This is a genomic window from Parvibacter caecicola, assembly GCF_003725335.1.
Taxonomy (GTDB): domain Bacteria; phylum Actinomycetota; class Coriobacteriia; order Coriobacteriales; family Eggerthellaceae; genus Parvibacter; species Parvibacter caecicola.
The window spans coordinates 1-23,284 of record NZ_QIBY01000013.1; the positions used below are offsets into that span (position 1 = coordinate 1).

At 63.1% G+C, this 23,284-nt stretch carries 17 protein-coding genes; 4 read left to right on the plus strand and 13 right to left on the minus strand.

Features of this window, described 5'->3' with window-relative positions; translation table 11 throughout:
- From DMP11_RS10420 to DMP11_RS07545, 5 genes are all read right to left on the minus strand, one after another.
- Window positions 1–2,009: SNF2 helicase associated domain-containing protein (locus DMP11_RS10420; RefSeq protein WP_211329087.1), on the minus strand; the 2,009-nt coding region annotated here is incomplete at its 3' end.
- Entirely contained in the window at window positions 2,006–2,314 is a 309-nt protein-coding gene (locus tag DMP11_RS07530) for a hypothetical protein (protein WP_123185884.1), read from the minus strand. The genes DMP11_RS10420 and DMP11_RS07530, both read right to left, overlap by 4 nt.
- 1 nt (window position 2,315) lies before the next feature.
- A complete protein-coding gene (locus DMP11_RS10425) occupies window positions 2,316–3,788 on the minus strand; it encodes a homocysteine S-methyltransferase family protein (RefSeq protein ID WP_183621508.1) in 1,473 nt (490 codons plus the stop codon).
- An 891-nt stretch (window positions 3,789–4,679) separates the two neighbouring features.
- Entirely contained in the window at window positions 4,680–5,333 is a 654-nt protein-coding gene (locus DMP11_RS07540) for a 4Fe-4S dicluster domain-containing protein (RefSeq protein ID WP_123185885.1), read from the minus strand.
- A gap of 3 nt (window positions 5,334–5,336) precedes the next feature.
- Window positions 5,337–8,330 (minus strand): molybdopterin-containing oxidoreductase family protein, encoded by a 2,994-nt coding sequence (locus DMP11_RS07545; protein ID WP_123185886.1) that lies wholly within the window; start codon window positions 8,328–8,330, stop codon window positions 5,337–5,339.
- Window positions 8,331–8,619: 289 nt separating this feature from the next.
- Between DMP11_RS07545 and DMP11_RS07550 the strand changes: the two genes are divergently transcribed.
- Complete coding sequence (locus DMP11_RS07550; RefSeq protein ID WP_123185887.1) at window positions 8,620–10,224, plus strand: helix-turn-helix transcriptional regulator; 1,605 nt, start codon at window positions 8,620–8,622, stop codon at window positions 10,222–10,224.
- Window positions 10,225–10,267: 43 nt separating this feature from the next.
- Here DMP11_RS07550 and DMP11_RS07555 read toward each other — a convergent pair whose 3' ends face one another.
- The 6 genes from DMP11_RS07555 to DMP11_RS07580 form a co-directional block, all read right to left on the minus strand.
- Window positions 10,268–11,884, minus strand: coding sequence for a DUF2130 domain-containing protein (locus DMP11_RS07555; protein WP_123185888.1), 1,617 nt, complete (start codon window positions 11,882–11,884; stop codon window positions 10,268–10,270).
- Window positions 11,885–12,048: 164 nt separating this feature from the next.
- On the minus strand, window positions 12,049–13,230 hold the full coding sequence (locus DMP11_RS07560; protein WP_123185889.1) for an ATP-binding protein: 1,182 nt from the start codon (window positions 13,228–13,230) through the stop codon (window positions 12,049–12,051).
- 195 nt (window positions 13,231–13,425) lie between these two features.
- Complete coding sequence (locus tag DMP11_RS07565) at window positions 13,426–14,178, minus strand: SDR family NAD(P)-dependent oxidoreductase (protein WP_194950540.1); 753 nt, start codon at window positions 14,176–14,178, stop codon at window positions 13,426–13,428.
- A 124-nt stretch (window positions 14,179–14,302) separates the two neighbouring features.
- Window positions 14,303–14,578, minus strand: a complete 276-nt coding sequence (locus DMP11_RS10530) for a histidine kinase dimerization/phospho-acceptor domain-containing protein (RefSeq protein ID WP_148041113.1) — start codon at window positions 14,576–14,578, stop codon at window positions 14,303–14,305.
- 69 nt (window positions 14,579–14,647) lie between these two features.
- Window positions 14,648–15,346, minus strand: coding sequence for a response regulator transcription factor (locus DMP11_RS07575; protein ID WP_123185891.1), 699 nt, complete (start codon window positions 15,344–15,346; stop codon window positions 14,648–14,650).
- Between the two features lie 126 nt (window positions 15,347–15,472).
- Window positions 15,473–16,279 (minus strand): YgdI/YgdR family lipoprotein, encoded by an 807-nt coding sequence (locus DMP11_RS07580; RefSeq protein WP_148041114.1) that lies wholly within the window; start codon window positions 16,277–16,279, stop codon window positions 15,473–15,475.
- Window positions 16,280–16,917: 638 nt separating this feature from the next.
- Here DMP11_RS07580 and DMP11_RS07585 point away from each other — a divergent pair.
- From DMP11_RS07585 to DMP11_RS07595, 3 genes are all read left to right on the plus strand, one after another.
- Window positions 16,918–18,306: a DUF2804 domain-containing protein gene (locus DMP11_RS07585; protein WP_211329088.1), complete on the plus strand. Its 1,389-nt coding sequence runs from the start codon at window positions 16,918–16,920 to the stop codon at window positions 18,304–18,306.
- Window positions 18,307–18,520: 214 nt separating this feature from the next.
- The gene (locus tag DMP11_RS07590; RefSeq protein WP_123185893.1) at window positions 18,521–19,705 is read left to right on the plus strand and encodes an iron-containing alcohol dehydrogenase; all 1,185 of its coding nucleotides are present in this window, start codon (window positions 18,521–18,523) and stop codon (window positions 19,703–19,705) included.
- 141 nt (window positions 19,706–19,846) lie between these two features.
- The gene (locus DMP11_RS07595; protein WP_211236171.1) at window positions 19,847–21,040 is read left to right on the plus strand and encodes a YkvI family membrane protein; all 1,194 of its coding nucleotides are present in this window, start codon (window positions 19,847–19,849) and stop codon (window positions 21,038–21,040) included.
- 138 nt (window positions 21,041–21,178) lie between these two features.
- On the opposite strand, the gene DMP11_RS07600 is transcribed toward DMP11_RS07595, so the two are convergent.
- Together DMP11_RS07600 and DMP11_RS07605 are read right to left on the minus strand one after the other, a co-directional pair.
- Window positions 21,179–22,327 (minus strand): ATP-binding protein, encoded by a 1,149-nt coding sequence (locus DMP11_RS07600; RefSeq protein ID WP_123185894.1) that lies wholly within the window; start codon window positions 22,325–22,327, stop codon window positions 21,179–21,181.
- Window positions 22,328–22,497: 170 nt separating this feature from the next.
- Entirely contained in the window at window positions 22,498–23,094 is a 597-nt protein-coding gene (locus DMP11_RS07605) for a 5-formyltetrahydrofolate cyclo-ligase (protein WP_161555332.1), read from the minus strand.
- Window positions 23,095–23,284: the final 190 nt, after the last annotated feature.

A 23,284-nucleotide genomic window follows, 5' to 3' on the forward strand; every position in this document is an offset into this window, starting at 1 on the left:
CCCCCGACGGCGCTGTCGGTGGGGGCCGAGGCGGCACCGTCGGGGGCCGGAGGCTCGCCGGCGGGGTTGGAGGTGGGGGCGGATTCCTCCCCTTCGCTGTACATACTTAATAGGAGGGCGATTACCTGCAGGGTTTTGCCCAGGCCCATCTCGTCGGCCAGGATGCCGCCGAAGCCCATGGCCCGCAGCGTTTGCAGCCAGCGGAAGCCCTCCACTTGGTAAGGCCGCAGCACCTCGGCCAGCGCGGCGGGCACCGGCGCCAACTGCGCGGGGTCCGGCTGGCGCAGTTGCTGCACGAATTTCGCAAAAACCTCGCTGCGGTACACGCCATCCAGCTGGCTTTCCAGATAGAACGCCTGGTAGGTGGGCAGTTCCACCCGCCCCTCCCGCACATCTTCGGCGCTTATGCCCATATCGGCCATCAGGCGGGACAACCCGTGGTCGTCGAAATTGCGCAGGCTGGCGAAGGTGCCGTCGCTCAGGCGATGGAAGCTGCGGCGGCGCCGATAGCTGTCCATGAGGGCAAACAGCTCGGGCAGCGGCACATCATCAGCGGCCATGTCCAGCGCGATGAGGTTGCCGGCCAGCGAGAGCCCCAGCTGCACGCGGGGAGGGCGCGGCCGAATGAGCCGGTTGAACGCCGGCGTGGTGAACACCTCTCCCATCTGGCGAAACTGCGCCAGCCCGTCGAATAGCAGCGACGCTGCCGGGCCATCGGCAGCCAGGGGCAGCACGCCCGTCGGGGGAAAGTAGGCCAGCAGCAGTTGCAGCGCCCGGGCCTCAGCCGCCTTCTGGCGATAGAAATTGCACTGGCGAAGCGCCGGCGGCTCGTCGGCGATGCCCACCACGATGGGCTGGCCGTCGGGCGCCTGCTCCATGACGCCGGGCAGGCTTGCCGGCGAGATGGCCAGTGCGATGGCCCGCTGGCCGTAAAGCGCCTGGGCATCCACCTGAATGGCGCCGTCTATCACGTCGAAGGAAAACTGCAGCTGCAGCGGTTGCGGCCGATAGCGCAGGAGGGCATCAGGGGGATTGAGCCCCAGTTCGCGCTGCAGGGCGGGCAGAAAAGTGGCGCCGAACAGCGGCGCGTCCTCGCGCGAAACCCGCAGCTGGCCGCCGGCGTCCTGCAGGGCATGCAGCAGCCGACCCACCGGAGCAAAGCCGGGATCCGTGACATAGAACCCGTCATCCACCAGAAGGGCGCAGCCACCCGGCGCCACCACGCCGCTGAATTCCCACAGCGCCGAAACCTCGAAGCCGCCTTCAACTTCGCGCACCTCCAGCAGCTGTTCTTGAGCCGGTGCGCCGCGGCGCACCTCCACCACGCCGCAACGGGACCGGGAGTAGTCTTCGCAGTTCAGCTGCAACGATTCGCCAATTTGGGTTTTCAGGAATTCCACCAGCTGCTGCGGGGAAAGCGCCATGGTGCGCTGGGGGCCGCGCGCGGCGGCCGAGCGCTTTTGGCCGAAGGCGCTGGCACGGGCGTCGCCGAAGCCCGCGCCCCACAAATCCGCACCGCCGTGCCACCGGCGGCCCGCAGGCCCCGGCAGCTCGGCTTCGTCATCGCCGGACTGCCCAAAGGGGTCCTCCAGGGAAGCGCCCTCTTCCAAAGCGGCCAGCAACCATCGCAGCAGCGCCTGGCTGCGCTCGTCGAAGGCGGCCAGCCCGTGGGCGAACGCCAGCTTCTTGCCATAGGCGTAGGTAGCCCCCTCCGCCACGTGACGGGCCAGCTGGGAAATGGATTTCACCGCATAGCGGCTTGCGCCGTCGGTCACCCAAAGCTGCAGCGAGAAGCGGCCGTACTCCACAGCAAGCGCCGGCTGCAGGGCAATGCGGCCCGGCGTTTGCTGCAGCATCTCTTCGACTTCGGCCATAAGGCCCTGCAGGGCCGGGGTGGTGCGCAGGGGCGCGCCAGGGGCCTTCTCGGGCTGGGCGAAGCTCCAAGGCTCGACGCCTTCGCCCCCTTCCCCTTCATCGCTGTCGGGAAAAACCGCGTAATGGCCGGTCATGCCACGGTTCCATACACCTGGCCCCACGCGTGGCCGGCGATGGCGGAATTCAACTGCACGCATAGCCGATCGCGGGTGTAGTTGCCCGGAGGCAGCAAGCGCACAATGCGCAGGAGGTCGTCGGGCAGGTCGGCCGCTTCCGCCGCCAGCACCACGTCAAGGCGGCGCACCTCGGGCGGGCGCACCATGGCGGCGATGATCTCCTCCTTGCTGTCCCCCACCTCGTACAGCGCGTCCACTATCGATTGCAGCGCGCCGAAATAGGGGCTGCGCTGGTAATTGGTTCCGGAATGGTCGTTCGGCATGTTAGCGGCCCGCCTCGTCTTCGGGGTATGGCGAATCGACGTCCTCGCTTGGGGCGGCGTCCGCCACGGACGCAGCGCCTTCAGCGGACGCGACGTCCTCGGCAGGCCGCACCGCCACCCCATGCGCAGCGCCATCGGCCACGGCCGCCACCACAAAGGCCTCGGGGGCCGACGGCTCCCCGGCCGAAGCAGGCTGGGGATCCGCTGGTGCAGCGGGCGGCTCCACCAGGCAGGCATATTCGCCGCACAAGGCTTCCACCTGGGGCGTTGCGTCATCGTCCTCCACCACGATGTCGGGCGAGGCGCCGGTGCGCTTGCCCAGCGCCGCCTGCACCGCCGCTTTCCCCTGCGCCATCAACTGCTCCAGCAGGTCTTCCTGCGCCGCAGGATGGCTGGAAGCGGATGGTGCACCAGCCTGGCCGCCAGCCTCAGCCGGGCAACCCGACGCACCGGCGCTTCGCCGGGAAGACGCCTCAACTTCATCTTCCCCGCCAGTCGGCTGCCCCGCCGCAACGGCGCCGGTCAGCAGCGCTTCCAGCGGCGGTTCGCCTTCCGCGCCATCCGCCGCAACTTCGCCTTCCGCCACCGCCCGCGCCACGGACATGTTGGACACCGCAGCCACCAGCGCCCCGGTATAGGCCGGAGTGGCGTCGCCGCCGGCGCGCAGGAACTGCACCCCCGCCGCCTGCAACGCAAGCGCCGCGTCCACCATGGTGTCGGGGCAGTAGTAGGGATTCTCCGCCGTGGGCTTCATCTGGGCGCCGTCGCGCTGGCGCACGTCCAACTGCACCAGCAGCGGCAGACCGCACACCTCCAGCGCCTCGCGGGCCAGTGCCAGCGCCTCCTCTGGCGCGGCTTCGGTAGCGAACCCGGCCACGCTGGCCTGGAGGTCGGCCATCACTTCGCAGGCCTCGGCCAAACGGCTGCGGCCATCGGCCAGCATGCCATCGGCCCCCACCTTCACCAGGGCAATCACCGGCGCATCGGTAATGGTGCGCACCCCCATCAGGGCGCACTTCAAATCGGCCAGGCCCTCGAACGAGTCCAGCAAAATGGCATCGTATTCTTGCTGCTTCAGCAGCTTCGCCACCCGCACGTACTGGCTGCGATTTTCCTTCAGCGACGCGGCGCTCCACGGGTCCAGCGGCAGCCCGCACGGGGAAACCGGGGCTATCACATGCTGCGGCTTGAAGCTGCGCACGATGGAAAGAGCGCGGTTGGCCAGCGCCTCCCCTTCGCCCTCCATGCCCGCTTTGGTCAGTTGGATGGGCGAAAGGGCCTGGGTGAGAGCGCACAACACCTGCGGCCCGGCCGCCACCTCCAGCTGGTAGGCGTCTTCCACGGTTTCCGGCTCTAGCAGCAAGGCCAGCTGCTGGTCGCGCCCGTCGGCAATGCCGATGCGCTGCAGGGCCGGGGCCGGCGGGGCCGAGAGCACCAGCACATCTTGATGGAAGCGAAGTTGGATGTCGGGCATGATTCCCTCCTTGGTTGGTGCGTTTATGATAGCGCAACCGGCGCCGCCGCCACCGACCCGTCACGCGCACGGCCGCGCGCGGCGCTTGGCGCGCTCTGCGGGACCCAGCGCGACTGGCGGGCGCTAAGCTGCGACCCTCAACGCCGGAGCGGCAACGGCACAAAGGGCAGCCCAGCGTTACGTTGAATCAATCAGGTCATCGGTTGCAATCGTCATTCCGAAATCCCGCTCCCATTCACGGGCAAATCTTAGGAAAACCTGAAGGCCGTTAGCTGTGGTTAACAGGACGTTTGGGCTGGGGAAATACCGTTTACCCGCCATAACATGCCGTTCCTTGCCAGTTTGTCAATACCTATTTCTGAAGAATAATCCTTTCTGTAATATATGCTTGTCGTTGCGAATCCCCCCCCCTCAAACGCAACGAACTGCTTTCAAGCAGTACGCAACCCCAGAGGTTGCGACCCTCCTCTTAGCCCGGCGCATCCCCCCCTCAAGCGCCGGGCTCTTCTTTTGTCTAAGCCCTCCCCTTCCCCCAACGTATTGTGGCTGGGCCGGTTGGGCGGGGCGGAGCGAGGTCCGGCTAAGCGGAGTAGAGGGGAAATCCACTCGCCCGCAGGGCGAGTTAGTTCCCCTCGTACGGAGCGTCGAGCGCAGCCCCGCCCAACCGGCCCATCCCCCAGAAACGCTTAGGCAGAGACAGAATCTCTGCCCTACGATGGCGGAAGGCATGACGTTATCCCCGTCCCCGGTCATGGATCACAGCGTCCCCCGTCCGAAGGCTCGCTCCTTCCAGTGCCCGGAATCCCGAAACTTGCCCTAACAAGGCGAGCGCCCGGCCCCTGGGATGGGGTCGGGCGCTCGGAAGAGAGGGCCTTGACTTGCGCGGGCGAACTAGCCTTGCCAGGTCATTTCGCGCAGGATGTAGGCGCAGGAAGGCTTGTTGCCCACGTCCTGCAGACGATGCACCTCGCCGTCGCTGAAGGGGCGCACGCACTCCACCATCTTCACGCGGGCATTGTGCACATCGTCGTAGGTGGCATCGTACTCCAACACACGGCCGGGGGCCACAAAGCTATCGTAGCCGGCCTCCAGATCGCCGAAGAAGCGAGCGCGGGCGCCGCACTGGGCCACGCACTGGGGCAGCTCACCCTGGGAGGTTTTCTGCTCGCACATGGTGCATTTCTCCACCACGCGCTCTTCCTCGTTCAGGTAGCGCACGCCGTAAGGGCAGGCCATGGCGCAGAACTGGCAGCCGATGCACTTCTCCTTGTCGATCTGCACGGTGCCGTCTTCGAGCTTGTGGCTGGCCTCGGTGGGGCACACGCTCACGCAGGGGGCGTCGGCGCAGTGCTGGCAGGTGATGGGCAAAAAGTACATCTCCACATCGGGCACGATGGCGCCTTCGTACTTGGGGTTCGGCCCCACGCGCAGCACCTTGTTCCAGAAGTTGCCAATGGGCACCTCGTTTACTGCTTTGCAGGCCACGCTACAGGAGAGGCAGCCGACGCATTTGTTCAGGTCGGTAATGATGGCATACTGGGTCATGGTTTAGTCCCTTCCCTCATAGGTGGGCAGCCATGCCTTCAGGCGCGGGTCGGAGGCATCGGAGATGCAGGGGGTACCGTCCACGTCGCAGGGGCACGGGTTGCCAAACGGGCTGTTCTCGGGCGTGGCCTTGTAAATCTTCACCGGATAGGCGCGCAGCTGCGACGAGCCGGTATAGGGGTCCTGCGCCTCTTTGTCCACCAAGGCATTGATGCACACCAGTTCCCAGCCATGGGTGGGAGCGGAGAATTCCGGCAGCCACCAGGTATGCTCAGTGTTGATGACGCCGGGCTTGACGCCGTGATACAGATCGGCAACTTCGCGAATCTTGCCGTCCTTAGACTCAATCCACACCCAATCGCCCTGCTGAATGCCCAGCTTCTCGGCATCGGCGGGGTTGATTTCCACGCGAGGCACAGGCCACTGCTCGCGGCACCAGGGCAACTGCCGATGCTCGGAGTGAAAGTACACCGGATTGCGGCGGCCGGTGGTCATGTTGAAAGGATACTCTTCCATCAGCTCCGGCGTGGACACCGGCGACAGCGGCGGCTCTTTGTACTCCGGCAGGCAGATTTCCGAAGGGGCGAGGCCCTTAAGACGCTCCGGCAGGCCCTTGGTTTCGGGGCTGAGATAAGTTTCCATGATGGTGGACCAGATTTCCATCTTCATGCAAGGGACGGGCATGCCGGGCATGTGATCGCCCTCTTTGTACACCATACCGTCCACCTGGCGCAGCTCTCCGGTTTCATAGCGCTTGTAGGTGCCCCAAATCTCCGGGTACTCATCTTTTGCCCGGAACCATCCATGCTTGGCAAACTTATCGAGGAACTCCTCATGGTTCATGCCCGTATCCTTGATCACATGATCCATGTAGCGAGTAACCGGACCCCAGGCGTCTCCGGTTTCGGGGTCATAGAAGGGCTTGCCCGCCTCCTTGAACCACATCTGCGCCACTTCGATTTCGAACTTGGCTTCGCCAGGAGGGGCAATGCAGTTAACGTTGGCGCCAAAAGCGCCGTGGGCACCCTGGGAAATACGCGCGAATCCGGGAATCTCCAGCCAGTGCTGGGCCGGCAGCTTGATGTCAGCCAACTCAGTCATGGGGGCGTGCCACAGGTCCATGTCCACGAAGAAGTCCAGGCTCTTCAGGGCGTTCCATGCATAAGTGGCATTCGATTGATTCATGAAGTTTCCCGTAACAGCCACACAGCCCTTGATGGGATACGGTTTGCTTTCCAGTGCCGCCACCCAGCAGCTTTTAGCGTCCGTACGAGCGGTCCACCGGGTAAGCGGGAACTCTTCGGCGCAAGCGATGTTCGCCTTCTTGTCGAACTGCTCCACGAAAGGCTCGTTGGGATCCTTCTTTTTCTTCGCTGCAGCAACTTCATTGGCCGGTATGGCCACACCGCCAGCGTTAATCGGCACGCGGGTCATGCCGCGATTGCCGGCCGGAGTGTCGTAAGCACCCACCATAGCGGACAGGATACCCAGAGCGCGGAAGTTCTGCATCGAGTTGCCCGCCTGCTCTGGTGCCAGCTGGTAATGCAGGCCACCGTTGGAGAAACGGGGATCGAAGCGCTGGCCGGCCCAGGCCTCCACAGCCTCCTCAATGAGCTTCGGGTCCACATCGCAAATCTCGCCGGTGTATTCAGGGGTGTACTTGGACACCACATCATCCCAGTACTTCTTCCACACGCTCTTCACCTTCACGGTGCGGCCGTCTTTCAGGGTCACCTCCCCTTCGTACCACAGCTCCGGCTCGCGCTCTATCTCGAACTGAGTGGGGTCGGGGATGCGGCCGGACACATCGCCGTCGGACCCGTCACCACGGATATCGCCGGAGGGGCGTACGTAATCGGTAAAGGTAGTGGGCTTGTGATGCTCCTTCTCCCCTTCCCACAGACCAATCTTCTCATCAGCGTCAAAATAAGTAAGGCCGCCCTCGCCATTGTTGGCCAAGCTATCCCACACCATGAAGCGGGACACGCTGCCGCCTTCCACCAGGTCGCACTCGCGCAGCAGGCGCGTCTTTACATCAAGCCCGTTCCCCCTGGTGAACTTGCCGGTATGGAAAGGCTGATCGTTGATGTCCAGTTCTTCGCAATACAGGTAGGGGCCGTTGGACCAGCGGGTACAGAACTCGTGATCTTCCCAGCCGTTCTTCATCACCAGATGAGTCCAACCCAAGGCCATAGCGCCGTCGGTACCGGGACGCAGGGCCAGATGGATGTCGGCCTCATGACCCTCGTTGTTCAGACGCGGGTCGATGAGGATGTACTTCTCACTGCGGGCAATCACTTCGGTAATAGTGCGGCAGGTGTCGTCATAGTTGGAAATAGACGGACCGGTGCCCCATTGCACATAGACCTTGGGAAAGCCCACGGTTTCATTGAAAAAAATACCGTTTTCAATGGTGAGGGAACCGGCGTCGCGGCGGATGCCCTTGCAAATCTGAGCTGCGCCATGGCCGTTGACCGCACCGTAAAGGCTGGCAAGAGGACCGCCGCGCATTCCCCAGAATCGGGAGGTGCCAGTCATGTGCATGACGCCCTCTCCGCCGTACTTCCCCTGTACTTCCGTCAGCTTTTCGTGGCAAGTTTTGATGGCCTCGTCCCAGCTGATGCGCTGCCAGCCCGGCTCTTCCCCTTTAGGCTTCGTTCTCTTCAGCGGATAAAGAAGGCGGTCGGGGTGATAGGCGGCCTGGATGGACGCCTGGCTTTTTGTGCAGCAGTTGCCGTTAGACTGGTAGGCACTCTCATCGCCTTCGATTTTTATAGCGCGTCCATTTTGCACCGTCACCCATACGCCACACTCCATCTTGCCGCAACCGCGACAAGCGGTGCGCACGCGCTTGATATCGCCGGCGCCCGGATTTGCGCCTTCTGCCATTGCCGCGCCTGGCTGCATGGCGGAAGAGCCCACCAAGGCCGCACTTCCCGCTACGGCCGCCGACAGCTTCAAAAAGCTGCGGCGCGTGGTATTGAGTTTCATTCCCATTCCCACTCCTCTCCTATTGTTTGCCACGCCCATTGCGTGGGCGCTAAGGCAACTCTACGGAGAGTGCGGGTGGGCGCCAATCGTTCGGAAGAGGGAAATCGGGGGCGAGTGCAGCGTGAGCCGAGGATGAATTTTGACGAAGACGGCCTCATACTCTCGTATGATTTTTTACATTTGCGCAGTTCAACCGTAGCCCTCAGCTGGACAACCGTAGCCCTCAGCTGGATGAGCTCCTTTCAATGGCCCACCACATCAGTTATAGTTACCTCATGCCCGAGGGGAGGGAAAAATGGCTGCAAGCACCGTGAGGGGCATTGTTCGAAAAGTAGGCGAGGATATTCCCGGCACCGCCATCGCAGCGATGGGCGTCGCCCTGGCGATTTATGCGTTTGAAGCGAACCGAATGGCATCTTTCCAGAACGTGCCTAGTCCTTCGGTCATGAATTCAGTTTCCCAGTTTGCATCCGTAGCTGTCCTTGTCGCTTTAGCACTGTGCTACCGGGCGCGGCCCAGTCTTCGCATCCATCGACACCCTTTGGCGGGTTTTGCCATCGCCGGACTGCTATCCGGCAGTTTGCTGCTCATGTCTGAAATCACGTTTTCGCCCCCCAGCCAAATCTGCCTAATCGCCATGGTGCTGAGCGGGATGGCAAAATCGCTTCTCAGCCTATGCTGGGTAGAAGCGCTGATTCCCTTCAGAGGACGACAATATGCCGTAATCCTGGCGCTGGCGTTGGCAATGACGGGAGGGCTGAACTGCTTTTCCGCCTTTATAAAACAAGATGCCGTTATGGTTCTGGTTGCCATGATTCCGCTGTTCTCCGCCGCCTGCCTGTATTGGTTCAAAGACAAGCAGGACTCATTCGATGCCCCAATGGGTGGATCGCTGGGCAGCAATGGCAGCCGCCGTCGGAACGCACTAAAAGAGCCGGGGCCGTACTCCCGTGGCCTCGTCCTCATTTTTCTGGCGCCGTTGCCTCTCTACACGTTCTCGTTCGGCTTCATCCACTACGCATGGGTGCCCTTCCAGGACGGCGGCGGCACTTCACTCGTCATACAGATGGCCGCCGGACTGGGAACCGCCCTAGCAGGCGCGTTTCTGCTACTTCTCATTTCTTACTTCTGGGGCCCGAAGAAACTCGAGCTGTATAACATGTTTATCTTGTTCCTGTTGGGCGTCACCCTGTACGTGAGCACCATGTTTAGCGGTATGATGCCCGGCCTTTACATCGTTCCGCTTAACGTCGCCCAAAAAACGGCACTTTTCCTCGTGTTTCTGGCACCTTTCCTCGTGCCGGCCCAACGGTCATCTTTGGCCGTGGCTGCTATCGCATCAGCCCTATATTCCTTCGGGCGGGGCGTCACCATCTTGGCGGCCGGGCAACTTGCCCAGTCCGCCTACTCGGCAGCTGTACTGGGGGCCATCCTGTTAGCTGGCGCGGCACTGGTAACCGGGATGATTTTGAACGGCAACGTACCCCACGACGAAATGGCCGGCCTCGGGGCGGGCACTGGTTCGGACGATGGGACGAGGGCGGCACGTCTGAGCAGAGCCGCTATCAGCGGCGCCATCGGAACACCGGCAAACCAGGTACTCCAGGGGTCCGCCCCCGCCGAAACGCACAGGGCGCCCGGCGAGCCAGCAGCCGAAGAGCCCCCTCTTTCCGAAGAGGAGCGTGTGGCCCTCTCCTGCGACACCATCGCCCGCAGCCACGGCCTCACCGGCCGCGAGCGGGAAATTTTGCAGCTGCTGGCCCGCGGCATGACTGCGGGCGCCATTGCCGAGGAACTGACGGTGAGCACCTCCACGGTGAAAACCCACATGCGCAACGTGTACGCCAAGCTGGACATCCACACCCAAAACGAGCTGCTGATAATGGTGCACCGCGGCTAGCGGCACGGCATCACCCCCGTCCCCCTGCCAGCCTAGTCCCTTGTCACGCTTCCTCGTCATCTGCGGGGACCTCGTCGGCCTGTTTGGCTTTTTCCAGCTCGGCGAACTTGGCGGCCATGGTGGGGTTTTTCCTGGTGAGGCGCTTAATGGTGAGGTCTTGCGCCTTGTCGTTAGCCAGGCGCAGGTTCCTATCGCTGGACAGCAGCGCATCCTTGGTTTTCTGCAGGTGATCGATGGTCTTGTCTATTTCCTCGATGGCGGTGGCGAATTTGCGGCTGGCAAGTTCGTAATTTCGGCCGAACTTCGCCTTGAAGTCCTCCATCTGCTCCTCGAAATGGGTGATGTCGATGTTCTGGGCCCGCACCTGCGCCAGCTCGGCCTTGTAGGCCTGGGCGTTCAGCGCGGCGTTGCGCAGGATGGAGATGATGGGGATGAAGAACTGCGGGCGGATGACGTACATCTTCGGGTAGCGATAGCTCATGTCCACAATGCCCTCGTTGTACAGCTCGTTTTCCGGCTCTAGCATGGTTACCAGCACCGCGTATTCGCAGCCCTTTTTCTTGCGGTCGGCGTCCAGCTTCTTCAGGAAGTCTTCGTTCTTGTGGCGGTTCACGCTTTCATCCGACTCGTTCTTCATTTCGAACATGATGGACACCACCTCAAGCCCATCGTTGTCGGTTTCCCGGAAGATGTAGTCGCCCTTGGTGCCGTCGGCCACCGCGTTGTCCTTCTCGAAGTAGGCGCGGGGGAAGGCGGCCGCCCGCAGGCGATTGAATTCGGTTTCGCAGTGGCGCTCCAGGCTCTCCCCCACCATCTTGGTGGACAGCCGCGCCTTCATGTCTTTCACGCGGGCGATTTCCTCGTCCTTCATGCGAATCATCTCGTCGCGGGCCTTCAGCTCGGCCGCCAGCTGCGCGGCCGCAGTGGCCTCCATCTGCTGCTTTTCCGCCTGTACCACCTTCACTTGAGCCGCCAGGTCGTCCCGTTCCCGCTCCAGCTGCCCGCGCACCGATGCCAGCTCCAGCTGCTGCTTCGCTTCTGCCTGCTGCAGTTGGGCCGACAGCACGTCCCGCTCCTTCTCCGCCTGGGCACGCGCTTCGGCCACCGCCAGCTCTTTGTCCGATTGAGCCTGCTGCAACTGTGCGCGCAGCTTCTCCGCTTCGCCGGCCGCCGCATCTTGCGCCTCGCGCACCGCCAGTTGACGCTCGGCTTTCGCCTGCTGCGCCTGGGCGGCCGCCGCCTGCTCCAGCTGGGCGATGCGGGCCTTGTCGGCCGCCTGGGCCTCTGCCAACTGCCGCTCGTACTCCGCCTGGCTCATCTGCCGTTGCGCCTGCGCCTGCTCTTGCAGTTGACGCACCTGCGCCTGCGCTGCCTCGTTGGCCTGGCGAAGCGCCGCCTCTGCCGCCTGCTTCTGGCCCTTCAGCTGCTCCTGCAGCTGCGCGATGGAGGTGTCGCGCGCCGCCATCTCTTTCTGCAGGCGCCCCTCCGCTTCGCTTTTCGCCAGCTGCAGTTCCTGAAGCCGCTGCTGTTCCAGCATCTTCTGGCGCTCGCCCACCTCCTTTTGGAACTCGGCGTCGCGCACCTGCTGCAGCAGCGCGGCGTAGCCGGATTCGTCGATGGTGAACACCTGCCCGCAGTGGGGGCACTTTATCTCGTTCATAAGAAAACTCCTTCACCGTAGCAAGGCTGTGAATGGTTCAACGCAGCAGTTTAGCGACTCGGAAGCTCGCATGTGTACCTGAAAAGGGACACGAATCAGCATTTTTCAAATCAATGGGCTTCGCACGGAAAACCCTGGTTGCACTCGGTTTCCCTTCGCTACGGCTAGTCCACCTCGCCGCAGCGATTTATGAAACCGTCCATCCCGGGGACCGTAAACGCCACAAGCCCGCGCTCGGGAGAGTAGATGAGGCCATCTTTGATCAGGCGATCCCGCAGCACGGACAGAGAAGATGGGTCCCCTTTTCCCATTCGTCTGGCAATTTCGCTGATTTTTGACGGCCCCTCGTCCTGAGCCATTGCTCGCATGAACTCCTTGCCTTGGGCGGTGGCCCTCCCCCATCGAGAGCGGTAAAGCCCGCGGCTCAGCTCTTCACGAGCCAGTTCAATTCCTGCCAAAGTCTCCACCATGGTAAGCTCGATGGGCCCATCCACCTGCTCGCAGATGCTAAAGCCGCATTGCTGAATAAAGTATGGGTATCCTGCCGCCTCCTGAACCACAAGACCCAGCGCTTCAGGGCTCCACGCCATACCCTGGCCGGCAACGGGCTCCACGAGCGCCTTCCCCGAGGATTTATCGCTTAGCGGATCGAGCGTGTAATAGCGGTACAGTCGCTCGGCATAACTGGAGGCGTCGGCAAGGACCGAGGGCAGCGTGGGCAGCCCTGCTCCCACAAAGAAAACGGGAACCGGGCTGAAACTTTGCCCGATGCTGTGAAGCGCCATGTTCAAGGGCCGCAAGTCTTCAATTGGGGCTTCCTGCAGCTCATCCACGCAGATGAGCACAGCCGTCCCCGCCTCCCTCGCAGCTCCCCCCAAAGCCTCCAGAAGGTCTTGCAGGTCCAAGGAAAGGTCGCCGGAATCCGCATAGCCTTTCGCAGGAGAGACGTCGATGCCGAAGGAGCACGCCCCGGCGGGATCGATTTTGAGCTGGAAGGACTTCAGGACCGCCAGGGCATGTTCGAAGGCCCTCCCCGCAAGTTTCTCGGAGCTACGCAACTTGCGCAGCTCGACATATATCGACTGCGCCAGCTTTTTAGACAGCGACTCGTCTTTGGAAGCTTCGGCCCAAACCACCACCCATCCGCGCTGGTTTGCAAAATCGTACAGGGCACGCAACAGCACCGTTTTGCCCATTCCGCGAAGGCCCGAAATGACGATAGGACGCATTCCCTCGGCATCGTCGTAAACCCTTGTCATGTCTTGCTCAATGGAGCGGACAATGTCATCGCGGCCCGCCAAATAAGGGGGCTTGCGCCCAGCTCCGGGATTGAAGGGATTGCTCATTTCGCTCCTCTCTAACAAAATATAACTCAATATAAATAATTATTTATATTTCATTATAGACTGTTAGAAAGCAGGAAGGAAGAGCCTTGCCCCACGCAAGCCGAGAGCGCAGCGACAAGCTGGCCGGAGCATGGGGCAGAGACAGAATCTCTGCCCCATGAATCAAACTGGCAGCTCCGCCCAAATTGCGAAAGGCTACGGGCGGGAGAGGCCGTCTACTGGCAGCACTGCGCCGGAAATGTAGCTGGACATGTCGGAGGCCAGGAACATGCACGCGCAGGCGATATCCTCCGGCTCCCCCATGCGCCCCAGCGGAATGGACTCGATCAGCGGTTTGATCATGGACTCGGGCAGGGCGTCCACCATGTCGGTGTGGGTGATGCCCGGCGCCACCGCGTTCACGCGGATGCCATGACGCGCCAGCTCGCGGGCCAGCGACAGCGTGAGACCGTTCACGGCGAATTTGGAAGTGGGATACGCGCACCCGGAAGGCTGGGCGTATTTGCCCACCATCGAGCTGGTGTTGACAACGGAGCCACCTGTGCCCTGCTCTATCATGATGCGGGCCGCCGCCTGGCTGCACACGAACACGGCGGTGACGTTCAGGGCCATCACCTTCTCGAACTCCTCCAGCGTGTAATCCACCAGCGGGGTGCGGGAGCTCACGCCCGCGTTGTTGCACAGCACGTCCAGGCGCCCGAAGCGCTGCACCACGGCGTCGAAGGCCTCCTTCACCTCATCGGGGCTGGTGAGGTTGGGGCAGATGCCCATCACGTTGTCGGCTAGACCCTCTTCGGCCAGCTGGGCGATGGCCTTGTCCACCGTCTCCTTGCGCGAACCCGCCAGGGCCACCTTCGCGCCGTTCTTCAAAAACTCGCGGACGATGGAGTATCCGATGCCGCGCGTGCCACCGGTTACGATTGCAACTTTTCCTTCGACGATTCCCATAGGGCATCCTTTCTGTCGCTTGATGTTCCTAACATTCTAGCGGCATTCCAACGCTGCCGCGCGCCGCCGGCGACAGCACGGGCCAACCGTTGACAGAACCCCACAGACAGAAAGCCCCGCAGCGTTAGGCCACGGGCAGGCGCACGGTGAAGGCGGTGTCCTCCCCGTCTTCGCTGGTCACGGTGATGGTTTCGCCCGGCCGCGACTTCAATATGGACGTATTGGCCAGAATAACCGTGAGCGGCGTTTTCAGCTCGTGGGACGCGTCGGCCACGAATTGCTGCTGCCCCCAGGCCCGCTCCACCGGGCGCAGGGCCCAGCGAGCGAAGAACAGGCTGATGCCGAAGAACGCCGCCAGCACCAGCGTCACCGTGCCATGGTAAGCCCCACGAACTTCCATCGCAGGCTTTTCAGCACGGCATCCGCGCCCTGGGCCGCACCGCGCCGCGGCTGGCGGGCGCCCGAACCGCTAGCCATGGACGGCCTCCTTGGCGCCTTCCGCTTCCGCAAGCCGGTAGCCGGCCTCGCGGATGTTCTCCAGCTTCACCTTCGATCCCACGTGCCCCAGCTTCTTCCGCAAAAACGAGATGAAGGCCTCAACGTTGTTCTCCCCCACGTCGGAATCCATGCCCCACGCCCGCTGCATCAGCTGGTCCTTCGATATCACCTGGCGCGGATTCTCCATCAATATGCGGGCAATGGCGAATTCCTTGGCGGAAAGCGTAATGGCCTTCGCGCCGCAGCGCAACTCGCGACTGTCCAAGTCAAGCGCCACGTCGCCCAGCTGCAGCCGCTCGAACACCACGTCGCCTTGGCGGCAGGTGAGCGCCCGCAGGTGGGCCATCAGCTCGGCCGGCGAGAAGGGCTTGATCATGTAGTCGTCGGCGCCGGAATCCAGCCCGGCAATTTTGTCCGGCACCGCGTCGCGGGCGGTCAGCAGCAAAATGGGGGTGGAAACGCCGGCGCGGCGCAGCTGGCGAGACATTTCGAAGCCGTCCATCCCCGGCAACATCACATCCAGCACCACCACATCGTAGTAGCCGGATTCCGCCCAGCTCAGGCCCTCGGTTCCGCTGTGCACCGTGTCCACCTCGTAGCCGTTGTCCTGCAGGATTTTCTGCAGCGCGCGGGCCAAATTGATGTCGTCTTCCACAATAAAAACGCGCATAGGCGACTTCTCCTTCAGCAGTTTGCGCCTATTGTACGCAATAGCCTGAAACAAGGCTTAAAAAAGCCCGCAACCGAGGCTGCAGGCTGGGAACGTGCCGTTGTCGGCGGGTTGGCCGCGCCGGCGCTAGGCCTCGTCCATCCACGGGGAGGCGTACACCTGGTAGCTGGCGAAGTCGGGGGCGCCCATGGCGTACACGTCGTAGTCCACCGCCTGACCGGGGGTGGTGTCCACAATCTTGAAATAGCCGCCCTCGATGTTGCCGTCGCCGTCGAACAGAATCACGTCAACGCGGGACGACTCGGAACCCTCCACCTCTTCGGAGGCAGTAACGGTGCCGGTGAATTCCTTGGCGCCGAAATCGGAGTCGGAAATTCCGGCGTCCTCGATGGTGTAGATGTCGCTGATGGTCACGTCGGTCTGCTGCCACGCGTCATCGGGGGTTTCGATGGTGAACTCCATGGTTTCCGGCTGGGGCGCCTCTTGGCCCGCCAGCTTCATGCCGCTGTTGTCGCCGGTCACCATCGAGAAGTAATAGGTGGAATCCGGCAGCACGCTGGGCACGTCCACATCCTTCTCGAACAGCACGTTGCCGTCGGCGTCCTTGGCCACCGCGTGGATCACCGGGGCCACCGCTTCCATAGTGGCGTTGCTGTTCTGCACTTCAACGGCGAAATCCACCATGCCGTTTTCCGCCGGGAACCAGCCGTAGTCGGCGATGGTCAGGTCGGCGGGGTCGGCCAGCTCTTCCTCGGGAGTTCGAGCCGGCGCGGCCGCTTGGTCGGTGGAGGCGTCTGTTTGCTGCGCATCGGCCGATTGCACCTGCTGGCCGTTGGCGGCATCGTCGTTTACGGTGGGGTTCGAAGCGCATCCGGCAAGCCCAAGGGCAACCACGGCGGACAGCGCGGCGATGGTCAGAGTGCGAATCTTCATACTGATCACCATTTTCCTTACTTTCACTTTCAGGGAGGGATGCGCGGGTCGGCGCGCAGCGGGTCATTTCTGCCCACAGGCCAATCTTGAAGGCCCTGAGAAATAAAGGTGAATTCCGTTGTTGCTGCGCGGCCAAATTGCCGCAAACGCCATTGCCGCGTTGGAATGCGGGAACCTTTGTTTCTTGGCGTTTACCTGGGAACTTTTTAGGATTTTGTCCGCTTGGCAACGTTGTTTCCGCAGGGTTGCCGCCCCATGCCGCGGCGGTGCCGGAAACCCTAAGGCGCCTTAAGGTTTTCGGCCGCTCCGCGGGGGGGGAGACGCCCCCCGCACAACGCGGCGGGACTAGGGGGCTAGTTCCGCCAGGGGGCCGCCGGCGGCGACAAAAACAGCCGCTTTCTCCGAGCCCCTTCCGACAAAACCGGCCGAAACCCCGGCCCCCGCAACCCCGATGGCGGGATTGGGGGCCTAGTTCCGTCACCGAACGAAGCCGTGGCGGAAATAGGGGGCTAGTTTTGCCAGCGAAACAGGGGGACGGCGGGGTTTCTTGAGATGGCTGGAGGTTCGGCCTATAATCGAGCCATCGTTTCGCGACGGGAGCTTTACGCCGTTGCCGCCCTTCGAGAAAGGACGCTCCCATGAATCGCCCCGGCCCCACCGCCAGCAGCGGCTCCGACACGGTTGGATCCGACCCAGCTGCTCCCCCGAGCCCCAACGCCAACCCCGACCACGGCCCCGGCGCCAACCCCAGCGCCTGTGCCAATGCCGACCACGGCTCCGGTGCCAATCCCGGCGGCTGCGCCAATGCCGACCACGGCTCCGACCTCAACTCCAGCGCCCATCGCGGCCCCAGTACGAACTCCGCCTCTGACCCCGCTCCCGCCCCCGCCGCCGGCGCGCCAAACGCGGGCGCGGCCCCTTCTCCACAGCAAACGCAGCTGAGCTGCGGGCCACTGCTAAACGAGCGCGGCCAGCTGGCCCAGGCCGGTTGGGCCACCCAGCTGGTGCGCGAGTACAACCGCCAGCAGGTGGGCGCGGCGAAATGGCGCATCAAAGAATGGGACTACTACCTTATATATGATGGGGAGGTCGCCGTGGCCCTCACCCTGAGCGACATGGGCTACATCGGGCTCATTTCGCCGTCGCTGCTGGACTTCTCCGCACCCCGCTATACCACCAAAAGCCAACTGGCGGTGATGCCCATGGGGAAGTTTCAAATGCCGCCCAGCTCGGCGGCGGGAACGTCCGCGTACCAGAGCGAAACTTCCAACTTCCGCTTTGAAGTGCTGGAAGGGGGCGAGCGGCGCATCGAGGTGCGGTTCGACAACTTTGAAAACGGCCAGCCCCTGGAGCTGCAGCTGCGCCTTACCCGACCGCCGGCCGACAGCATGGTGATCGCCACCCCGTGGGCCGAAGACCCCAGCGCCTTCTACTACAACCAGAAAATCATCGGCCTGTGGGCAGAGGGCCAGGTGCGCGTGGGGGATTTCTGCCATCAGTTCAGCCCGCTGGGCAGCGGCGGCGCGGCGCTTTCCGGCCCCGCCTTCGGGCTTTTAGACTGGGGGCGCGGCGTGTGGACCCGCGACAACACCTGGCGATGGTCGGCGGCCCAAGGGCTGCAGAACGGGCAGGTGTTCGGCTTCAACCTGGGCTACGGCTTCGGTGACACCAGCGCCGCCAGCGAGAACATGCTGTTCGTGAACGGCCGCGCCACCAAGCTGGGGCGGGTGAACTTCGGCGTGCCGGAGGCGCCGGGGCAAGAGGGCGCCAAGCGCCTGGCCAGCCGCTACCGGCTGATGGAACCCTGGCACTTCACCGACGACGAAGGGCGGCTTGACCTGCGCTTTACCCCGCTTTTGGACCGCAGCGACTGGATGGACTACCGGCTGGTGCTCACCGACCAGCACCAGGTGTTCGGCCACTTCAACGGCTGGGTGGTGCCGGACGGCGCGGACGGCGCCCCGGGCGAGCGCTTCCCCGTAACCGACCTCCTGGGCTTTGCCGAAGTAGTGCACAACGTGTACTAGCGCACCGGCTCGAAAAAAGGGGCGCCGCAGGGCATCAAGCCCGCGACGCCCACCCCTTCGCCCCGGCAACAATGCCAAAGGCGCCGCCAAGCCGCCAGATCATCGCGCCGCCCCACATAACGCGCACCCAACCGCCTCGGTTCGCACCGGCGCGCCCGCTTCGTTGCGCCATAATGGAACCAGCAAAAACCGCTCCTTTTCGGAAAGGACCCTCATGGAGAACTTCGAGTTCGTATCCCCCACCCATTTCGTATTCGGCCGCGACGCGGAGGCACAGGTGGGCGCCAAGCTGGCCAACCAGGGCGCCGTGAAGGTGCTGCTGCACTACGGCGGCGGCAGCGCTGAGCGCAGCGGGCTTTTGGGGCGGGTGCGCGAAAGCCTGGCCGCGGCCGGCATAAAGTGCGTGGAGCTGGGCGGCGTGCGCCCCAACCCCGAGATAACCCTGGTGCGGGAAGGGGTTGCCCTGTGCAAACAGCACGGCATCGACTGGGTGCTGGCGGTGGGCGGCGGCTCGGTGGTGGACTCCGCCAAGGCCATCGCCGTGGGCGCCCGCGCCACCTGCGACGTGTGGCAGTTCTTCGAAACCAAGCAGCAAACCAACGACGTGCTGCCCATTGCGGTGGTGCTCACCATCCCCGCCGCCGGCAGCGAGGCATCCCCCAACGCCGTGGTGTCCAACGACGAACTGGGGCGCAAAACCGGCTACGGCAACGATGCGCAGCGGCCGAAGCTGGCTTTCCTGAACCCCCAGCTCACCTTCACGCTGCCGCCCTATCAAACCGCCGCCGGCCTCACCGACATGTTCTGCCACCTGCTGGAGCGCTTCTTCGACGACTACGGAGCGGTGCCGGTGACGGACAACCTGAACCTGAGCCTGATGAAAACCATCCGCGCCGAAGCGCCGCGGGTGCTGGCGGATCCGGAAAACTATGATGCCCGCGCCAACATCATGTGGGCCGGCATGCTGTGCCACCAGGGGCTGGCCGGCGTGGGGCGCCACGAAGACTGGGCCACCCACGGGCTTGAGCACGAGCTGTCCGCCTTCGACACCTCCATCACCCACGGCGCTGGGCTGGCGGTCATGTTCCCCGCCTGGATGGAGTACGTGCACGGGGAGAACCCGGCCCGCTTCGCCTTCTACGGCCGCGAGGTTTTCGGGCTGGTGACCAGTGGAGATGTGGAAGCGGACGCGCTCTCGGCCATCGATGAGACCCGCAGCTTCTTCGCATCGTTGGGCATGCCCACCACCTTGGCGGAGCTGGGCTTCGACGAAGCGCGGCTGGAAGAGGCCATCGCCGATATGCTGCCCACCCTGGCCGCCAACAAGGGCAATCCCTTCGGCAGCTTCAAGCGGCTTTCCATGGAAGACGCCGCCGCCATCTACCGCAGCGCCCTGTAGCGCACATCCGCGGGGCGGCTGCGGCGCGGCCGCCCCTTCCCCAAACCCCGAAAAAGGCGTCGGGCGCCTATTCCCTTCCCCGCTTGAACCGTATAAAATGCCCCAGTCGCACAGAAGTTGCCGCAACGGAGAGGGGCAGCGATGGGGTCACAGGAATTCAGCTGGAAACGCGCGTGCATTTTGGCGGGCGCGTGCATCGCGCTGGTTATCGGGTCGGGGTTCGCCACCGGCCAAGAGCTGGTGCAGTACTTCACCGCCTACGGGCTGGGGGGCCTGGCGGTGGTGGCCATCTTCGCCATCGTGTTCATTTACTATAACATCAACTTTGCCCGCGTGGGCGCCCGCGAGCAGTACGAAGTGGGCAACCAGGTGTTCCAGCACTTCTGCGGCAAGAAGCTGGGCACGTTTTTCGATTACTACTCCACCATGTTCTGCTACATGTCGTTCTTCGTGATGATCGGCGGAGCTGCCTCCACGCTGCAGCAGGGCTTTGGCCTGCCCAGCTGGGTGGGCGGGGCGCTGGTGTGCGCCATCGTGGTGGCCATCGTGTGTCTGGGGCTGTCGAAGCTGGTGGACATCATCGGCATCATCGGCCCCATCAAAATCGCGTTTTTCGTGGTGATCGGGCTTGTGGTGCTGTGCATGGACTGGCAGCAGCTGCCGGCAGGGCTTGAGGCGGTGAACACCGGCGCGCTGGCGGGCGCCACCGCCGAGGAGGGCATGGTGAAGGCGGGCGATAATTGGCTGATCAGCGGCCTGTCCTACGCCGGCTTCGTGCTGCTGTGGTTCGCCAGCTTCATGACGCTTTTGGGGGCGAAGAACGACCGCAAAAGCCTGAGCGCCGGCATCGTCATCGCCACTGCGGTGATTTGCCTGGCCATCGTGGTCATCTACTGCGCGCAGCTGGCCAACATCAACACCGGCTCCGACGGCGTGTACGTGTGGAACGCCCCCATCCCCAACCTCATCCTGGCCGACAAGGTGTGGCCGCCGCTTTCAGTGGTGTACTCGGTAGTGGTGTTCGTGGGCATCTGCGCCACGGCGGTGCCACTGCTGTACAACCCGGCGGCGCGGTTCGCGAAGGAGGGCACGCGGAAGTTTCGCCTGCTCACCCTGGGGCTGGGCGTGGCAGGGCTGGTGATTGGCCTGTTTGTGCCCTACCGCACGCTGGTGAACGTGGTGTACGTTATCAACGGATACATCGGCGCCGTGCTGCTGGTGTTCATGGTGGCCCGCAACCTGCGGGATTTCGTAGCGAAGCGACGCGCGGTGAAGGGCACGGCCCCCACCCGTCCCGCCGAAGCCGACTTCGAAGACCCCGCCATCGAGGGCTAAGCACACCTGGGGGCATGACAGGGGACGGGGATGACGTCATATGGGCACCTGCCCATATGACGTCATCCCCGTCCCCTGTCATGCCCATGCCCCTTCCGTGCTGATATCGGGGGGCCATACAACAGAGCGCGTCTATCGCTACCAATCCCGCCAAGAGAGAACTTTCCCCTGCGATGTAACGAGGCTGTCCTCTCCCCCGTAGACAACGATGCGCTGATCAGGGCCCAAATTCGCCAACGCAGAAAACACCTTCATGGACTTGAACCACTTCGCGCTAAAAGTGGCCCCCGACTTTACCTCAACTGCCTGGGGGGATGACTCAGAACCGATTATGAAGTCCACTTCATTGGTGGCCGTCTCATGCCAGAACCACACCTCCGGCTGAACTCCTCGGGCCCACTGGCGCTTGAGGTGCTCCATGAGCACCAGGTTCTCGAACAGGGCCCCCCGAAATGGACTGAGGGCAACATCGTCCGCAGTGCGCAATCCTAACAGGGCGCACGCCAGGCCGGTATCGCACAAATACAGCTTCGGCCGTTTCACAAGACGCTTGTTGAAGTTCTTCGAGAACGGCTGCACCAGGAACACGATAGAACTGGCTTGCAAAATGGATAGCCAGCGTCTGGCGGTCCGCTGATCAATCGAGGCCTCTGCAGCAAGCTCGGAGTAGTCGACTATTCCCCCGATTCGCCCGGCGCACAAACGCATGAAGCGCCTGAACGAATCCAGGTTGCCAACATTGGCAAGGCTGCGCACGTCTCGCTCCAAATACGTTTGGATATAGGGTGGATAGTAATCCCCTGCAGGAATAGCGCTATGGTAAATGCGGGGGAAGGCGCCTGTGAGCAGCCATTCATCCAGCGTTGGCGGAAGCTTCCCCTGCGATGAAAGCTCCGTTTGGGAGAACGGGAACAAAGTGAGCAGCGCGGTGCGCCCAGCCAGGCTCTGGGTCACGCCGTCCATAAGGAGAAAGTTCTGGAATCCGGTGAGGATAAACTGGCCGGGCTCGTCAGCGGCATCGACATGCCCTTGGAGGTAATTGAAGAGCTGGGGGACCCGCTGGGTCTCGTCAATGATGACCTTGTTGTGGTAAGTGGCCAGGAAACCTTGAGGGTCTATCTCCGCGAATTCACGGTTGTTGGGATTTTCCAGCGTTACGTAGCGATAATCGGGGAAGGTCATCTTCGAGAGCGTTGATTTCCCCGATTGGCGCGGCCCGGTTATGGTCACTACCGGAAATTTGCGGGCTAAGTCCAACAGCTTTGGCTGCATTTCCCTTGGAATCACACTCGACTCCTTTCATTTTTTTTTTGAAATTTTAGCATTGCTATGTCAATATTTCAAAAAAATGTAGAGAAAGCTGGGCGCGCGATCGCATGACAGGGGACGGGGATAACGCCATGTGGGCGAGTGCCCATATGACGTTATCCCCGTCCCCTGTCATGCCTGTCATGCGATTAGCCCTCGCGCATCGCGGCGATGACGCCCGCTTCGGTGGCGAGGCGGGGCACCGGCAGGTCGTGGGCATCAGCGGCGCCGAGGGTCGCCAGGCTTTCCAGTAGGAAGCCGTTGCGCACCAGGCCCAGCGCTCGGCCGGGGAATTGCGCCAGGAAGCGGTCGTAGTAGCCGCCGCCGTAACCGATGCGGAAGCCGGCGCGATCGAAGGCCAGCCCCGGCACCAGGGCCAGGGCGTTCGCGGGAAACGAGCCCAGCAGCGTGTCGGGGTTTTCGGCCGGTTCCGGAATGCCGAACGCGGATGGCCTGAGCCCTTCAAGCCACTTCGGTCCCTCGATGCGGTACCACTCCATGCAGCGCGTGCCCGGCACGCAGCGCGGCACCGCCACCTGCTTGCCCTGGGCCAATGCTGCCGCGATGAGGGCCCGCGTGTCCACCTCGGCTCCCACGGAAATATAGCTCAGCATCAGCGGCGCCTCCCGAAAACCGCCCCAGCCCAGCACCGCGCGGGCAATGCGCCCATCGGCCGCCACGCGGGCCGCCGCCCCCAGCGCTTCTCGCTGCGCCATCAGTTCTTTCCGCAGTTCCGCCTTCGCCATCGACATCGCCTCACCCGCTTCCGCTCTCGCCTTCAGGGCCTATTCGATTTGCTCATTGTACCCAACGACAGGCCCATAGCCGTGACGCAAAAGCCCCCTGCGCCGACGAAGAGGAAATGGCGCAGGGGGCAGGCAACACACGGGCCGTCAGCTACCGGGAGTACGGCCCGCGCCACCAGGGGTGGTTACA

What these genes read in the sequence shown, in the direction of transcription:
- DMP11_RS07590 (WP_123185893.1), top strand. Translation starts at nt 18,521, where the DNA reads ATGGAGAACTTCGAGTTCGTATCCCCCACCCATTTCGTATTCGGCCGC.
- DMP11_RS07605 (WP_161555332.1), bottom strand. Translation starts at nt 23,094, where the DNA reads ATGGCGAAGGCGGAACTGCGGAAAGAACTGATGGCGCAGCGAGAAGCG.
- DMP11_RS07560 (WP_123185889.1), bottom strand. Translation starts at nt 13,230, where the DNA reads ATGAGCAATCCCTTCAATCCCGGAGCTGGGCGCAAGCCCCCTTATTTG.
- DMP11_RS07565 (WP_194950540.1), bottom strand. Translation starts at nt 14,178, where the DNA reads ATGGGAATCGTCGAAGGAAAAGTTGCAATCGTAACCGGTGGCACGCGC.
- DMP11_RS07595 (WP_211236171.1), top strand. Translation starts at nt 19,847, where the DNA reads ATGGGGTCACAGGAATTCAGCTGGAAACGCGCGTGCATTTTGGCGGGC.
- DMP11_RS07545 (WP_123185886.1), bottom strand. Translation starts at nt 8,330, where the DNA reads ATGGGAATGAAACTCAATACCACGCGCCGCAGCTTTTTGAAGCTGTCG.
- DMP11_RS07540 (WP_123185885.1), bottom strand. Translation starts at nt 5,333, where the DNA reads ATGACCCAGTATGCCATCATTACCGACCTGAACAAATGCGTCGGCTGC.
- DMP11_RS07550 (WP_123185887.1), top strand. Translation starts at nt 8,620, where the DNA reads ATGGCTGCAAGCACCGTGAGGGGCATTGTTCGAAAAGTAGGCGAGGAT.
- DMP11_RS07575 (WP_123185891.1), bottom strand. Translation starts at nt 15,346, where the DNA reads ATGCGCGTTTTTATTGTGGAAGACGACATCAATTTGGCCCGCGCGCTG.
- DMP11_RS07580 (WP_148041114.1), bottom strand. Translation starts at nt 16,279, where the DNA reads ATGAAGATTCGCACTCTGACCATCGCCGCGCTGTCCGCCGTGGTTGCC.
- DMP11_RS07585 (WP_211329088.1), top strand. Translation starts at nt 16,918, where the DNA reads ATGAATCGCCCCGGCCCCACCGCCAGCAGCGGCTCCGACACGGTTGGA.
- DMP11_RS10425 (WP_183621508.1), bottom strand. Translation starts at nt 3,788, where the DNA reads ATGCCCGACATCCAACTTCGCTTCCATCAAGATGTGCTGGTGCTCTCG.
- DMP11_RS07555 (WP_123185888.1), bottom strand. Translation starts at nt 11,884, where the DNA reads ATGAACGAGATAAAGTGCCCCCACTGCGGGCAGGTGTTCACCATCGAC.
- DMP11_RS07530 (WP_123185884.1), bottom strand. Translation starts at nt 2,314, where the DNA reads ATGCCGAACGACCATTCCGGAACCAATTACCAGCGCAGCCCCTATTTC.
- DMP11_RS10530 (WP_148041113.1), bottom strand. Translation starts at nt 14,578, where the DNA reads ATGGAAGTTCGTGGGGCTTACCATGGCACGGTGACGCTGGTGCTGGCG.